Genomic DNA, 15255 nt, shown 5'->3' with positions numbered 1-15255 from the left:
TGCCGGCGCAGGCAGGGTGGCGGGCGGAAGAGCACCACGTTCGACGTGTCGGCGCTGGCAAGGGCGTCGCGGGAGGTACGCAGCATGGCCGAACCGAGCCGGGACGAGTCGGCGGGCGAAGACCCGGTGCGCGGGGAGAACCCCGAGCAGGAGGCTGCGGCGCAAGCTGAAGGCCAGGCCGAGGAGGCCCAGCGCGAACCGGCCGGGGAATCCCAGCGTGAACCGGCTGAGGAGGCCCAGCACGAACCGGCCGAGGAGGCACCAGCCGCTCCGAGCCGAGGGAGCAAGAAGGGGCTGCTCGTCGGGCTCGGCAGCGGTCTGGTCGTGGGAGCCGTCGCCGGGCTGGCGATCGCCGGGCTGGCCAAGCCGGACTTCCTCGTCGGACCGGGCGCACCGGACGACACGGCGTCCGCGGTCACTGCGGCGCTGGCCAGCAAGAACGCCAGCGGTCTGGCGGAGAACTCCTGCCGCGGCACCGACGGCGCGCTGGCCCCGCAACTCCCGCCGCAGGCGCTGCAGCTCATCCAGTCCGCCAAGCAGTCGGGGCCGCCGCGCCGCTCGCTGGACAGCGAGGCGCTGACCCCCGTGGACCTCACGCTCACCGCGCAGGGGCAGACCCAGACCGTCCCGATCGACGTCGTCCTGGGCGTCACCAACGGCGAGTGGTGCATGAAGGGCATCGCGGACCGCCAGCAGTAGCCGCCCGCTCCTGGTCGACCGTCGCCCGCGCGCCTAACGTGTGCGCGTGGAACGACGTCAGCTCGAGTACTTCCTCGCCGTGGTCGACCACGGCGGGTTCACCGCGGCGGCTGCCGCGCTGCACGTGGCGCAGCCGTCGCTCTCGCACTCGATCAAGGGGCTGGAGCGGGAGCTGGGTGCGGAGCTGTTCCACCGGTTGCCGCGCAGCGTGCGGCTCACCTCGGCCGGTTCCGCGCTGATCGACTTCGCCCGCCGGGCGCTGCGCGAGATGGAGACCGGGCGGGCCGCGGTGCGCGAGGTGACCGGGCTGATGGCGGGCAGGCTGGACCTGGTCACGCTGCCCACGCTCGCGCTGGACCCGCTGGCCCGGGTGATCGGCCGGTTCCGCGCCCGCCACCCGCGGGTCCGGGTGCGGCTGAACCAGCCGGAGTCCGAGGACGACGTGCGCGCCGCCGTGCGCACCGGGGAGGCCGAGCTCGGCCTGGCCGACGCGGTGCCGCGTCCGGTCGACGACCTGGAGAGCATCCCGGTCGGCGAGCAGGAACTGGTCATCACGATGCCGCCGGGCAGCACCCCGCCGCCGGGCGGTCGGATGACCGTCGAGGAGCTGCTCACCAGGGAGGTGGTGACCGGGTTCGAGGGCACCCTGGTGCGCGATCTCCTGCGCGCGGAAGCCGAGCGCCGCGGCACCGAACCCAACGTCGTGGTGGAGGTGGGCCACCGCGAATCGGCGCTGCACCTGGTGGTGGCCGGTGCCGGTTGCGCGGTGCTGCCGCGCCCGCTCGCGCGGCTCGCCGAGCTGGAAGGGGCGGTGCTGTGCTCGGTGGACCCGGTGCTGAACCGCCGCATCGACCTGTTCCGCCGCCCGGGGAAGCTGTCGCCCGCAGCGCAGGCGTTCCTGGAGATGCTGGCATAGCCCGCTTCTATCGACAGGCGCGAAATTCGGTATTGGTGTCGATGAGTGGCGTGGTTTCCAATCGTCGGCATGACCCACACCACAAGCCTCCCCGCCGATCCGCGCCCGAGGGTCGTCACCCTCGGCACCGCAGGAGGGCCCCGCTGGTGGTCCGGCGAGGACGCGGGCAAGCGCGCGGGCATCGCCACGGCCGTCCTCGTCGGCGACCGCACCTATCTCGTCGACGCCGGGCACGGTGCCGGGCGGCAGCTCAACCTCGCGGGCATCCCGATCAGCTCGCTGCGCGCGGTGTTCCTGACCCACCTGCACTCCGACCACACCGTCGACCTGGCGAGCCTGGCGCTGTTCGGCATGTTCGCGCTGGCCGAGGACCAGCCCGCGATCCGGATCGTCGGACCGGGCGACCGGGGAGCGCTGCCGCCCGTCGCGCCCCGCGCGGTGGTGCCGCCGTCCCCGGTGTTCCCCGAGCAGCCGACCCCGGGCACGGCGGCGATGTTCCAGCACCTGATGGCCGCGCACGCCACCGACCTGAACGACCGGGTGCTCGATGCGCTGCGGCCCAGTCCGCTCGACCGCTTCCGCGCCGAGGACATCCGCATCCCCGAGGGCATCGGCTACCACCCGAACGACAACCCGACGCCCGACGGCGTGCAGCCGTTCGAGGTCTACGCCGACGAGCTGGTGACCGTCACGGCCACCCTCGTGCGGCACCCGCCGATCGCCCCGGCGTTCGCCTTCCGCTTCGACACCGCGCACGGTTCCGCCACGATCTCCGGCGACACCGCGCCCTGCGAGAACCTGGTCCGCCTCGCCCGCGACACCGATCTGCTGCTGCACGAGGCGATCGACTTCGACTGGGTGCACCGCACCTACGCGGGCGGCGGTCCGACCGCGCAGGCCTCGATCGACCACCACACCAAGTCGCACACCAGCCCGGAGCAGGCGGTGGACATCGCCAACGCCGCGGGCGCGAGAGCGCTCGCCCTGCACCACCTGGTGCCCGGCACCGCGCCCCGATCGGTGTGGGAGGCCGCTGCCGCCCGGTGCCGCGGTGCCTTCCTCGTCCCCGACGACCTCGACGTGCTGCCCTTCGGCGCCATCTCGCGCGAAGGGGTGGTCGCATCGTGAACCCGCAGACCGCCGCCCCGACGCGCGAGTCCACATCGGACAGCCTGAACACCCCGGAGATGCGGCGCATCCTGGCGTCCAGCTTCATCGGCAGCGCCATCGAGTTCTACGACTTCATCCTCTACGCGACCGCCGCCAGCCTCGTGTTCGGCAAGCTGTTCTTCGCCGGGATGCCGCCCGCGGTGGGCCTGTTCGCCTCGTTCAGCACGCTGGCCGTCGGCTACGTCGCCCGCCCGCTCGGCGGCGCGATCTTCGGCCACTTCGGCGACCGCCTCGGCCGCAAGGGCGTGCTGATCCTGTCGATGGTGCTGATGGGCGCGGCCACCACCGCCATCGGCCTGCTGCCGACCAGCGCCCAGATCGGCGTCGTGGCACCGACTCTGCTGGTCGTGCTGCGGCTGGTGCAGGGCCTGGCCGTCGGCGGCGAGTGGGGCGGCGCGATGCTCGTGGCGCTCGAGCACGCCCCGCCGGAGCGGCGCGGGTTCGCGGCGAGCTTCGCCAACATGGGCGGGCCCGCCGGTGCCGTGCTCGCCACGCTGGTGGTGGCCGCGTTCTCGGCGCTGCCGGACGCGCACTTCCTCAGCTGGGGCTGGCGGGTGCCGTTCCTGCTCAGCGCGGTGCTGATCGGGATCGGCCTGCTGATCCGGGTGAAGGTGGCCGAGACGCCGCTGTTCCTGGAGCTGGAGGACGAGGCCGAGCGCCGGAAGATCCCGCTGCTGGAGGTCGTCGGGCAGTACCCGCGCAACCTGGTGCTGGGCATCGTCGCCGGGATGAGCTCCTACACCGTGCAGGGCTTGATGACGGTGTGGGCGGTGGCGCACGTGATCGGGCTCGGCGTGGACCGGACCGGGGTGCTCAACGTCAAGGCGGTCGGGGCGGCGCTGACGGTCGTCGGGATCTGGTTCGCCGCCCGCCTGTCCGACCGGTTCGGCCGCAGGCCGGTGATGCTCGCCGGGATGGTCGCCGGGGCGGTGCTGGCGTACCCGATCACCCTGCTGCTGCAGTCGGGCACGCTGTGGGGGTTCGCGATCGGCCTCTTCCTGGCCAACGGCATCGTCCAGGGCGTCATCTTCGGGCCGTTCGGCGCGTTCGCCGCCGAGCTCTTCCCGACCAGGATGCGCTACACCGGCGCGTCGCTGGCCTACCAGACGGCCTCCACCCTCGGCGCCGGGTTCACCCCGGTGATTGCCTCCGGCCTGGTGCTGGCGGCGGGCGGCGACCTGTGGCTGGTCGCCCTGGTGTGGGCGCTGTCGTTCCTGGTCTCGGCGTCCTGCGTGCTGGCCGTCCGGGAGGGCCGCGACGTCGACCTGGCGGGCGAGACCAAGTAGCGGAGCCGCCCCGGGCGACCAGCTCGGGGCGGCCTCCTACGCCTGCTCGCGGTGGTCGTGGTCGCGTTGGAACTGGCGGAGGGCGTCGAGGGTGGCCGTGCGGTGGCGGCGGGCGGCCAGCTCGATGTCGAGGGGGTCGGCGCCGTCCTCGATCAGGGTGATCAGGCGGTCGTGCTCGGCCACCGATTCGACCGCGCGGCCCGGGACGAAGCTGAAGGTCGAGTTGCGCAGCAGGCGCAGGCGGCTCCAGCCGCGGCGCACCAGGTCGGTGATGTGCTCGTTCGGGCAGCGGGCGAACAGGACCGCGTGGAACTCCTCGTTGAGCTCGGTGAAGCGGCGCGGGTCGAAGTGCTCGAGGCACTCCCGCATCCGCTGGTTCACCGCCCGCGCTTCGGCGAGGTCCTCGGCGGTCAGCAGCGGGGCGGAGAAGCCGGTGGCGGCGCCTTCGACGACCGCCAGCGTCTGCATCGTGGTCACGTACTCGCCCTCGTCCACCAGGGCGACCTGGGCGCCGATGTTCTTCTCGAAGGTGACCAGGCCTTCGGCCTCCAACCGGCGGATGGCCTCGCGGACCGGGACGACGCTGACGCCGAGCTCACCGGCGATCTGGCTCAGCACCAGCCGGTAGCCGGGCGTGAAGCGGTGCGTGACGATCCGCTCGTGGAGCCACTCGTAGGCCAATTGGGACTTGCTGGTGACGCGGCCGGTGGTCATGGTTCCTCGCTTCGCTGATGTCCGCTCCATCTTGCCCGAGGCGCCTGGTCCCGCTCCCTCCGCGCGCTTCGGCGTTGATGTCAGATACGTCATCATATACGATCGTCGTCATGACGCACGACGATGTCCGTTCTGCCAGCGATGGACTCGCCCGGCACCCGCTGGTCGGGCGGCCGGGCAAGGTGATCGCGCTGCACCTGAACTACCCGTCGCGGATCGCCCAGCGCGGCCGGGCCCCGGCCAAGCCGTCGTACTTCCTCAAGCCGGTGACCTCGCTGGCCGCCTCCGACCAGACCGTGGAGCGCCCGCCGGGGGCGGAGCTGCTGGCCTTCGAGGGCGAGATCGCGCTGGTCATCGGCAAGACCGCCCGCCGGGTCGCCCGCGAGGACGGCTGGTCGCACGTGTCCGCCGTGACCGCGGCCAACGACCTCGGCGTCTACGACCTGCGCGCCGCGGACAAGGGCTCGAACCTGCGCTCCAAGGGCGGCGACGGCTACACGCCGCTCGGGCCCGCCGCGCTGCCCGCCGCGGAGCTCGACCCGGCCGCGCTGCGGGTCCGGACCTGGGTGAACGGCGAGCTCGTCCAGGAGGACTCCGCGGGCACCGTGGTCTTCCCGTTCGGCGAGCTGGTCGCCGACCTCTCCCAGCTGATCACCCTGGAACCGGGCGACGTGGTGCTCACCGGCACCCCCGCCGGGTCGTCGGTGGTGGGCCCGGGCGACGTCGTCGAGGTCGAGGTGGACGTCCCGGGCACCGAGCACCGCACCGGCCGCCTGCGGACCACCGTGGTCGAGGGGGAGACCCCGCTGCCGGAGTTCAGCGCGCAGCCCGCGGTCGACGACCACCAGCGGACCGAGGCGTGGGGCAGCCGCGAGGCCGCCGGGCTCCCGGCGCCGTTCGAGCTCACCGACGAGCTGGTGGCGAAGCTGCAGCAGGTCTCGGTGGCGACGCTGTCCTCGCAGCTGCGCAAGCGCGGCTACAACCAGCTCTCCATCGACGGCGTGCGCACCAACAGCCCCGGCCGGAAGATGATCGGGCGGGCGCGGACGCTGCGCTTCGTGCCTGCTCGTGAGGACCTGTTCCGCAGCCACGGCGGCGGCTACAACGCGCAGAAGCGGGCCTTCGACGCGCTCGGCCCCGGCGACGTGCTGGTGGTCGAGGCCCGCGGCGAGCGCGGCAGCGGCACGGTCGGCGACATCCTCGCGCTGCGGGCCCAGGTCCGGGGCGCGGCCGGGATCGTCACCGACGGCGGCGTGCGGGACTGGACCGCGGTCGCCGAGCTCGACATCCCCACCTTCTCCGGTGGCCCGCACCCGGCCGTCCTCGGGCGGCGCCACGTGCCGTGGGACTCCGACATCACCGTCGCCTGCGGCGGCGCGACCGTGCAGCCCGGCGACGTGATCGTCGGCGACGACGACGGGGTCCTGGTCATCCCGCCGGCGCTGCTGGGCGAGGTGCTCGACGCCTCGATCGAGCAGGAGGCCGAGGAGGCGTGGATCGCCGCCCGGGTCGCCGAGGGCGCCGCCGTCGACGGCCTCTACCCGCTGACCGGCGAGTGGCGGGAGCGGTACGAGGCCGAGCGCAGCACCGACCGACCGAACACCGACGCATAGCCCGCAGGAGGATCGACATGAGCAACACCCCGGGTGCCTGGCGCACCCGCCCCGAGGAACTGACCGGATCGATCGCGCCGGTGGTCACCCCGTTCACCGCCGACGGCGCGGTGGACCACGAGTCGCTGGCCAACCTCGTCGACTGGCAGCTCAAGCAGGGCTCGGACGGGATCTCCATCGGCGGTTCGACCGGCGAGCCCAGCGCGCAGACCATCGACGAGCGGGCGGCGGCGATCCGCACCGTGATCAAGACCGTCGACGGCCGGGTGCCGGTCGTTCCCGGCACCGGTTCGGCCAAGCTCGACGAGACCATCGAGCTCACCGGTGCCGCGCACGACGCGGGCGTCGACGCCGCGCTGATCATCACCCCGTACTACGCGCGGCCCACCCAGGAAGCGCTCTACGTCTGGTACAAGACGGTCGCCGCCGAGTACCCGGACCTGCCGATCATCGCCTACAACGTGCCGAGCCGGACCGCGGTGGAGATCGCGCCGGAGACGGTCGCCCGGCTGCACCGCGACGTGCCGAACTTCGTCGGGATCAAGGAGACCACCAAGGACTTCGAGCACTTCTCCCGGGTGATCAAGGCGGCCGGGCGGGACCTGCTGGTGTGGTCCGGCATCGAGCTGCTGTGCCTGCCGCTGCTGGCCCTCGGCGGCACCGGCTTCATCAGCGCCACCGCCAACATCGCCCCGGCCGCGACGAAGAAGATGTACGACGCCTTCCGCGCCGGGCGGCTGGAGGAGGCGCTGGACATCCACTACGGCGTGCACCCGCTGGTCGACCTGATCTTCGTGGAGACCAACCCGGCGCCGGTCAAGTGGGTGCTGGAGCAGCGCGGCCTGATCAGCTCCGGCCACGTCCGCTCGCCGCTGATCGCGCCGACCGAGGCGGGCAAGGACAAGATCCGCGCGCTGCTGGCCGAAGGCGCCGAGCACCTCTCGCCGGTCGACGACGGCGACACCATCGCGGCCCGTGCCGCCACCAACGGAGGAGAGTGACCATGACGATCCAGCACGTGCCGCAGAACCTCCCGAAGCGGATCCAGCACTTCATCGACGGCGAGTTCGTGGACAGCCTGGACGGCGCCACCTTCGACGTCCTGGACCCGGTGTCCAACCAGAACTACCTCGAGGCCTCGGCGGGCAAGCAGGCCGACGTCGACCGCGCCGTCGCCGCCGCCCGCAAGGCCTTCGACGAGGGCCCCTGGCCGCGGATGCTGCCGCGGGAGCGGGCCCGGGTGCTCAACCGGATCGCCGACATCGTGGAGACCCGCAACGAGCGGCTGGCCGAGCTCGAGACCTTCGACACCGGGCTGCCCGTCACCCAGGCGCTCGGGCAGGCGAAGCGGGCCGCGGAGAACTTCCGGTTCTTCGCCGACCTGATCGTGGCGCAGGCCGACGACACCTACAAGGTGCCGGGCAAGCAGGTCAACTACGTCAACCGCAAGCCCAAGGGCGTGGCCGGGCTGATCACCCCGTGGAACACGCCGTTCATGCTGGAGAGCTGGAAGCTCGCCCCGGCGCTGGCCTCGGGCTGCACCGTGGTGCTCAAGCCCGCCGAGTTCACCCCGCTGTCGGCCAGCCTGTGGCCGGAGATCTTCCGCGAGGCCGGGGTGCCGGACGGGGTGTTCAACCTGGTCAACGGCATCGGCGAGGAGGCCGGTGACGCGCTGGTCAAGCACGAGGACGTGCAGCTGATCTCGTTCACCGGGGAATCGGCCACCGGCAAGCTGATCTTCGCCAACGCCGCGCCGACGCTGAAGGCGCTGTCCATGGAGCTCGGCGGCAAGAGCCCGGCCGTGGTGTTCGCCGACGCCGACCTGGACGCCGCGATCGACTCGACGGTGTTCGGCGTGTTCTCGCTCAACGGCGAGCGCTGCACGGCGGGCAGCCGGATCCTGGTGGAGCGGCCGATCTACGACGAGTTCGTCCGGCGCTACGTCGAGCGGGCGAAGAACATCAAGGTGGGCGACCCGCACGACCCGGCGACCGAGGTCGGCGCGCTGGTGCACCCCGAGCACTACCAGAAGGTGACCAGCTACATCGAGATCGGCAAGACCGAGGCCAAGCTGGCCGCCGGCGGCGGTCGGCCGGAGGGCCTGGAGTCGGGCAACTACGTGCAGCCGACGGTGTTCGTGGACGTGCCGCCGACCGCGCGGATCTTCCAGGAGGAGATCTTCGGCCCGGTCGTGGCGATCACCCCGTTCGACACCGACGAGGAAGCGCTGCAGCTGGCCAACGACGTCAAGTACGGCCTGGCGGCCTACGTGTGGACCTCGAACCTCGAGCGCGCGCACAACTTCGGGCAGCGCATCGACGCGGGCATGGTCTGGCTGAACTCGCACAACGTCCGCGACCTGCGCACCCCGTTCGGCGGGGTGAAGGCCTCCGGGCTCGGCCACGAGGGCGGCTACCGGTCGCTGGACTTCTACTCCGACCAGCAGGCCGTGCACATCTCGCTGGCGCCCGTCCACACCCCCAAGTTCGGCGCCTGAGGGCGTCACGCAAGCGAAGGAACGTTCAACGATGAGTGTCTCGGAGCTGACCCCGCCCGACATCGTCCGCTGCGCCTACCTGGACCTGGTGGTCACCGACCTGGCCGCCTCCCGGGAGTTCTACGTGGACACCCTCGGCCTGGTGGTCACCGAGGAGGACGACGAGGCGATCTACCTCCGCTCCTTCGAGGAGTTCATCCACCACAACCTGGTGCTGCGCAAGGGCCCGGTCGCCGCCGCGGCGGCGTTCGCCTACCGCGTCCGCACCCCGGAGGACGTGGACCGGGCCGAGCGGTGGTTCGCCGCCCGCGGGTGCCGCACGGAGCGCCGGAAGGGCGGTTTCACCAAGGGGATCGGCGACTCGGTCCGGGTCACCGACCCGCTGGGCTTCCCGTACGAGTTCTTCTACGAGGTCGAGCACGTCGAGCGGCTGGCCTGGCGCTACGACCTCTACACCCCGGGAGCGCTGGTGCGCCTGGACCACTTCAACCAGGTGACCCCGGACGTGCCGAAGGGGCGGAAGTACCTGGAGGAGCTCGGGTTCCGGGTCACCGAGGACATCAAGGACGAGGAGGGCACCACCTACGCGGCGTGGTTGCGGCGCAAGGCGACCGTGCACGACACCGCGCTCACCGGTGGCGACGGGCCGCGGTTGCACCACATCGCCTTCGCCACCCACGAGAAGCACAACATCCTGGCCATCTGCGACAAGCTCGGCGCGCTGCGCAAGTCCGACGTCATCGAGCGCGGTCCCGGGCGGCACGGCGTGTCCAACGCCTTCTACCTCTACATCCGCGACCCCGACGGGCACCGGGTGGAGATCTACACCCAGGACTACTACACCGGCGACCCGGACAACCCGGTGGTGACCTGGGACGTGCACGACAACCAGCGCCGCGACTGGTGGGGCAACCCGGTCGTCCCGTCCTGGTACACCGAGGCCTCGCCGGTCCTCGACCTGGACGGCAACCCGCAGCCGGTGCAGGAGCGCACCGACGCCAGCGAGATGGCCGTGACGATCGGCGCCGACGGGTTCTCCTACACCCGCAAGGACGACGTCGCGGAGGGCTTCAAGCTCGGGAACTCGTTGTGATCGAACGACTTGCGCCGCCCGGGTTTCGGCTGCTGTGCTGATTCCCGGCCTGCACAGGTGATTTCCGGCGGCGGAGCCCTGGCCGGGGCTCCGCCCGTCGGCGCGCGCTGACCGACGGGGCCTGCCCAGCTGGACCGGGCAGGCCCCAGCGGTCGTTGGCGCGGCGGTTTCCGCTCCGTTCGGCGGGATTCGCGAACCGAACGGGCAAAGTGGTTGGCGCACAACTGATCTTCCGCCGGAACTCGGCACAACCGCTGTCGTCGTCCCGCATTTCGCCCTTGTGCGGGGCTGCGGCCGAACTATACGATACGGCCGTTCGATATTAGAACTTCATGTTCGTTTATAGAACAAGCGCGGGTCACGCGTAGAACCCACAACGATGTGAGGAGGAACCGTGCAGTTTCACCACCACGGGTACGTCTCCGGCGATCCGCGGATCCAGCCGCCCGCGGGGGTCGGTGTCGATCGTCCCGAGGAGCTCCCGGAGGAGGTCGACGTCCTCATCGTGGGCAGCGGCCCGGCCGGGATGATCGCTGCCGCGCAACTGGCGCAGTTCCCCGGCATCGTCACGCGCATCATCGACCGCCGCCCGGGCCGCCTCGAGGTGGGGCAGGCCGACGGCATCCAGGCCCGCAGCGTCGAGACGTTCCAGGCGTTCGGCTTCGCCGGGCGGATCACCGAGGAGGCCTACCGGATCACCGAGATGGCCTTCTGGAAGCCGGACCCGGAGAACCCGGAGAACATCGTCCGCGCCGCGCGCGCCCCTGACGACCCGTCCGGGATCAGCGAGTTCCCGCACCTGATCGTCAACCAGGCGCGGGTGCTCGACTACTTCGCCGAGGCGGCGCGCAACGCCCCGGCGCGCCTGGTCCCGGACTACGGCTACGAGTTCATCACCCTCGAGGTCGCCGAGGAGGGGGAGTACCCGGTCGCGGTCACGCTGCGCCGCAGCGCGGGCGAGGACGAGGGCGCGCAGCGGACGGTCCGGGCCAAGTACGTGATCGGGTGCGACGGCGCGCGCAGCAAGGTGCGCGAGTCGATCGGCCTCGAACTCGTGGGCGACCAGGCCAACCACGCGTGGGGCGTGATGGACGTGCTGGCCGAGACCGACTTCCCCGACATCCGCACCAAGTGCGCCATCCAGTCGCACGACGGCGGCAGCATCCTGCACATCCCGCGGGAGGGCAACCACCTGTTCCGGATGTACGTCGACCTGGGCGAGGTCTCCGAGGACGACAACGGCGCGGTGCGCAACACGACGCAGGAGGAGGTCGAGGCCCGCGCCAACCGGATCATGCACCCGTACAAGCTGGACGTGAAGCACGTCTGCTGGCGCAGCGTGTACGAGGTGGGGCACCGGCTGGCCGCGAAGTTCGACGACGTGCCGGAGGAGCTCGTGGGCATCCGCAGCCCCCGGGTGTTCATCACCGGCGACGCCTGCCACACGCACAGCGCGAAGGCGGGGCAGGGCATGAACGTGTCGATCCAGGACGGCTGGAACATCGCCTGGAAGGTCGCGCACGTGCTCGACGGCCGCGCCCCCGAGGCGCTGCTGGACACCTACTCCGCGGAGCGCCAGGTGATCGCGCAGAACCTGATCGACTTCGACCGGCAGTGGTCGAGCCTGATGGCCGCCAAGCCCGAGGAGCTGTCCGACCCCACCGAGCTGGAGGACTTCTACGTCAAGACCGCGGAGTTCCCCGCCGGGCTGATGACCCAGTACCAGCCGTCGATGATCATCGGCGCGGGCACCCACCAGGACCTGGCCACCGGCTTCCCGGTCGGCAAGCGCTTCAAGTCCAACCGCGTCACCCGGGTCTGCGACGCCAACCCGGTGCACCTGGGCCACCACCACCGCGCGGACGGGCGCTGGCGGATCTACGCGTTCGCCGACCGGCCCGCCGCGGGGGAGCCGTCGAAGACCACCGACTTCGCCGAGTGGATCGTCAGCTCGCCGAACTCACCGGTGGTCGCGTACGCGCCGGAGGACGGCGACATCGACGCGTGGTTCGACGTCAAGGTCATCTACCAGCAGGATCACCACGGCGTCGACCTCGGCGCGGTGCCCCGGGCGTTCCTGCCGAAGGTCGGCCCGTTCTCCCTCGTGGACTACGAGAAGGTCTACGCCGCCGACCCGGCGGACGACATCTTCGAGGCGCGCGGCATCGACCGCGGCGGCGCGCTCGTCGTGGTGCGGCCCGACCACTACGTGGCCGACGTGCTCCCGCTGGACGCCGTGGACGAGCTGGCCGCGTTCTTCGCGGGAATCTTCAGCGCCGCGAAGCGACCCGTCGGCAGCTGACGCGGGGTCAGGCGCCGTACGCCCGCTGCACGCGTTCCGCGGCGGTCTTGAGGCGTGCGGCGATCTCCGCCTCGGGGCGGGGGAGCGAGACGTGGATGACCGCGATGGAGGCCAGCGGCTGGTCGGGCAGGACCAGGGGCACCGCGACGGAGCGCAGCGACGGGACTACCTCGTCGCTGCTGCGCGCGAACCCCAGCGCGCGGCTCTCCGCGATCTCGGCGCGCAGCTCGTCGGTCATGTCCGCGGGCCAGGCGCTCTCGGGGAGCTCCAGCAGGATCGCCTTGCCCGGCCCGCCGCGGGTGATCGGGTGGCGGTGGCCGGGCCGGTAGGACACCACGGCCACCGTCTGCCGGGGCGCGCTGCTGACCAGGGTGACGGCCTCGTCGCCGTCGTGCTGCACCGCGAGCAGGCAGGTCATCCCGAACTCGTCGGCGACGTCGGCGAGTTCGGGGAGCGCGGCGGACTGCAGGTCCCGCGAGACGCCCGCGGCGAGCGCCGCCAAGCCCGCCCCGAGCGCGATCCGCCCGGCGCCGTCGCGGACGACCAGCCCGTGGTCCTCCAGGGTGCGCAGCAGCCGGTAGGCGACCGAGCGGTGCACCTCGAGCTCGGCGGCGAGCTCGTCGATCGACAGGTTGCGGTCGGCGGCGGCGAGGATCTCGAGCAACCTGATGCCGCGGCTCAAGGTCTGCGAGCCGGCCTGCCGGTCGGGCATGGAGTCGTGCCTTCCTGCCCGGTGCGCGGGCGAACGTTCGGTCTGGGGCACCCGAATCCTAAGCGCCCGCAGCACGAGCCGGGCTGCGGCGTCAGGACGCGGAATCGGGGCGGGAGGTCACGTACTCGGTCATCGTCCGGAGCTTGTGGTCGCGCGCGACGCGCTCGATCTCCTCCTGCGAGGCACCGGCCCGGATGAGCGCGATGATCCGGTCGTGCTCGTCCACTGAGGACAGGGTGCGGCTCGGGACGAAGGTGAAGCTGGAGCGCCGGATGCCGGACATCCGCTGCCACTCCCGGTGCACCAGGTCGAGCAGATGCTGGTTCGGGCAGCTCTCGCACAGCACCCAGTGGAAGCGGTGGTTGAGCTCGGTGAACCGCACCGGGTCCAGCGTCCCCTCGCACAGCTGGCGCATCTCCGCGTTGAGCGACGCGGCCTCCGCCAGCTGCTCCGGGGTGATGCGCGCGGCGGCGAGGCTGGTGGCCGCGCCTTCGAGGTAGGCGAGGGTCTGCATCGCGTTGGCGTAGTCGGAGGTGTTGATGCCCGCGACCTGGGCCCCCACGTTGCGGGTGAACGTCACCAGGCCCTCGGCCTCGAGCCGCCGCACCGCCTCGCGCACCGGCACCGGGCTGGTGCCGAACTCGCGGGCGATCTGGTCCAGGACCAGCCGGTATCCGCTGGCGTAGCGCCCCGACAGGATGCGGGAGTGGAGTTCCCGGTAGACCTTCTCCGACTTCGACAGCGCCTGCGCACCGGCTGTACTCGGCATCTCCCTCGTTCCGTCCTCGGCTGGCGACACCTGCGATCGTATACGGCGGGGGCGGTGCGGCTTCCCGGACCGCCCCCCCGCGCCGGGCGGCTACCGGTTGGCCGCCGCGGAGAGCTCGGCGGCTCCCGGGATGTCGAACGCGTCCGCGCCGAGGGACTTGCCGGTGCGGTCCTTGATCGTGTACGTGGCGATCAGGCCGACCACCGCGAGGGCGAGCAGGTAGCCGGACACCGCCATGGAGCTGCCGAACGCGGCCTGCAGCCAGGTCGCGATCATCGGGGCGAAGGCGCCGCCCAGGATCGCGCCGAAGGCGTAGGACAGCCCGGCCCCGGAGTAGCGGACCTGGGCGGGGAACATCTCGGCGAGCATGGCCGCCTGCGGGCCGTAGGTGAAGCCGATGCCGATGCTGAAGACCAGCATCGCCAGGCCGATCAGCAGCACGTTCTCGGTGTCGATCAGCCAGAACATCGGGAACACCCAGACGATCAGCGCGGCGAACCCGATCTTGTACACCGCGGTCCGCCCGATCCGGTCCGACAGCATCGCGCTGGCCATCGTCGTGACGACCCAGGCGGCGCTGGTGAAGCTGACCAGGTTGAGCACCGTCGAGCGGTCCATCTCCAGGACCGTCGTGGTGTAGGAGAGCAGGTAGCCGCCGGTCACCATGTACCCGGCCGCGTTGTTCGCGGCGAACGTGAGCGTCCCCTGCAGCACCTGCGGCCCGTTGAACCGGAACATCTGCACCAGCGGCAGCTTGACGCGGCCCTGCTCGCCCTCGGCCCCGGCGAACACCGGCGACTCGGCGACGCCCAGCCGGATCACCATGCCCACCGCGATGAGCACCACGGACAGCAGGAACGGGACCCGCCACCCCCAGTCGAGGAACTGCTGCTCGGTGGTCGTCGCGGTGACGACGCTGAGCACCGCGGTGGCGATCAGCATGCCGACCGGAACCCCGATCTGCGGGAATCCGCCGTAGCGCCCGCGCCGGTTCGCCGGGGCGTGCTCGACGGCCATGAGCGCGGCCCCGCCCCACTCGCCACCCGCGGAGAAGCCCTGCAGGATGCGCAGCACGATGAGCAGGATCGGCGCCCAGATCCCGATGGACGCGTAGCCGGGCACCAGGCCGATCAGCGTCGTGGACGCGCCCATGAGCATCAGGGTCAGGACCAGCATGGCCTTGCGCCCGAGCTTGTCGCCGAAGTGCCCCGCGACCATCGCGCCGAGCGGGCGGAAGAAGAAGCTGACCCCGACGGTGGCGAACGAGATCAACCGCCCGGCGAGCTCGCCGTAGGAGGCCACGAACGGCTCGAAGAACATCGGCGTCAGCACCAGGGCGGCGGCGTTGGCGTAGATGAAGAAGTCGTACCACTCGATGGTGGTGCCGACGAGCGTGCCCAACGCGACTCGGCGGTGCTCGCGCCGAGTTCTCTCCCGGGTGAGGTCGGGTTCGGGCATGGCAGCTCCTTTGCTGTGTCCGATGC

13 protein-coding genes are annotated in these 15255 nt (G+C 71.6%); 9 read left to right on the top strand and 4 right to left on the bottom strand.

Going from position 1 to position 15255, the window contains the following annotated elements; all coding sequences use genetic code 11:
• Window positions 1-84: 84 nt before the first annotated feature.
• From F1721_RS10065 to F1721_RS10050, 4 genes are all read left to right on the top strand, one after another.
• Window positions 85-699 (top strand): hypothetical protein, encoded by a 615-nt coding sequence (locus F1721_RS10065; RefSeq protein ID WP_150066326.1) that lies wholly within the window; start codon window positions 85-87, stop codon window positions 697-699.
• Between the two features lie 46 nt (window positions 700-745).
• The gene (locus tag F1721_RS10060) at window positions 746-1615 is read left to right on the top strand and encodes a LysR family transcriptional regulator (RefSeq protein ID WP_170301435.1); all 870 of its coding nucleotides are present in this window, start codon (window positions 746-748) and stop codon (window positions 1613-1615) included.
• A 69-nt stretch (window positions 1616-1684) separates the two neighbouring features.
• Window positions 1685-2743 (top strand): MBL fold metallo-hydrolase, encoded by a 1059-nt coding sequence (locus F1721_RS10055; protein WP_150066324.1) that lies wholly within the window; start codon window positions 1685-1687, stop codon window positions 2741-2743.
• On the top strand, window positions 2740-4071 hold the full coding sequence (locus F1721_RS10050; protein WP_246154603.1) for an MFS transporter: 1332 nt from the start codon (window positions 2740-2742) through the stop codon (window positions 4069-4071). Before F1721_RS10055 ends, F1721_RS10050 begins: the two co-directional genes overlap by 4 nt.
• A gap of 36 nt (window positions 4072-4107) precedes the next feature.
• Here the strand turns inward: F1721_RS10050 and F1721_RS10045 are convergent, their stop codons facing one another.
• On the bottom strand, window positions 4108-4785 hold the full coding sequence (locus tag F1721_RS10045) for a GntR family transcriptional regulator (RefSeq protein WP_150066323.1): 678 nt from the start codon (window positions 4783-4785) through the stop codon (window positions 4108-4110).
• A 110-nt stretch (window positions 4786-4895) separates the two neighbouring features.
• Between F1721_RS10045 and F1721_RS10040 the strand changes: the two genes are divergently transcribed.
• From F1721_RS10040 to F1721_RS10020, 5 genes are all read left to right on the top strand, one after another.
• Complete coding sequence (locus tag F1721_RS10040; protein WP_150066322.1) at window positions 4896-6398, top strand: fumarylacetoacetate hydrolase family protein; 1503 nt, start codon at window positions 4896-4898, stop codon at window positions 6396-6398.
• A gap of 17 nt (window positions 6399-6415) precedes the next feature.
• Window positions 6416-7399: a 4-hydroxy-tetrahydrodipicolinate synthase gene (dapA, locus tag F1721_RS10035; protein WP_150066321.1), complete on the top strand. Its 984-nt coding sequence runs from the start codon at window positions 6416-6418 to the stop codon at window positions 7397-7399.
• Between the two features lie 2 nt (window positions 7400-7401).
• Entirely contained in the window at window positions 7402-8895 is a 1494-nt protein-coding gene (hpaE, locus tag F1721_RS10030) for a 5-carboxymethyl-2-hydroxymuconate semialdehyde dehydrogenase (protein WP_150066320.1), read from the top strand.
• A 31-nt stretch (window positions 8896-8926) separates the two neighbouring features.
• Window positions 8927-9988, top strand: a complete 1062-nt coding sequence (hpaD, locus tag F1721_RS10025) for a 3,4-dihydroxyphenylacetate 2,3-dioxygenase (RefSeq protein WP_150066319.1) — start codon at window positions 8927-8929, stop codon at window positions 9986-9988.
• A gap of 394 nt (window positions 9989-10382) precedes the next feature.
• Window positions 10383-12290, top strand: coding sequence for an FAD-binding monooxygenase (locus F1721_RS10020; protein ID WP_150066318.1), 1908 nt, complete (start codon window positions 10383-10385; stop codon window positions 12288-12290).
• 7 nt (window positions 12291-12297) lie between these two features.
• Here F1721_RS10020 and F1721_RS10015 read toward each other — a convergent pair whose 3' ends face one another.
• From F1721_RS10015 to F1721_RS10005, 3 genes are all read right to left on the bottom strand, one after another.
• The gene (locus F1721_RS10015; protein WP_150066317.1) at window positions 12298-13002 is read right to left on the bottom strand and encodes an IclR family transcriptional regulator; all 705 of its coding nucleotides are present in this window, start codon (window positions 13000-13002) and stop codon (window positions 12298-12300) included.
• A gap of 91 nt (window positions 13003-13093) precedes the next feature.
• Window positions 13094-13771 carry a GntR family transcriptional regulator gene (locus F1721_RS10010; protein WP_150066316.1) on the bottom strand — a complete coding sequence of 226 codons (678 nt, stop codon included), beginning with the start codon at window positions 13769-13771 and terminating at the stop codon, window positions 13094-13096.
• Between the two features lie 90 nt (window positions 13772-13861).
• Window positions 13862-15229 carry an MFS transporter gene (locus tag F1721_RS10005; protein ID WP_150066315.1) on the bottom strand — a complete coding sequence of 456 codons (1368 nt, stop codon included), beginning with the start codon at window positions 15227-15229 and terminating at the stop codon, window positions 13862-13864.
• Window positions 15230-15255: the final 26 nt, after the last annotated feature.

Source organism: Saccharopolyspora hirsuta (assembly GCF_008630535.1).
Taxonomy (GTDB): domain Bacteria; phylum Actinomycetota; class Actinomycetes; order Mycobacteriales; family Pseudonocardiaceae; genus Saccharopolyspora; species Saccharopolyspora hirsuta.
This window is presented reverse-complemented; position numbering and strand designations above follow the sequence as displayed.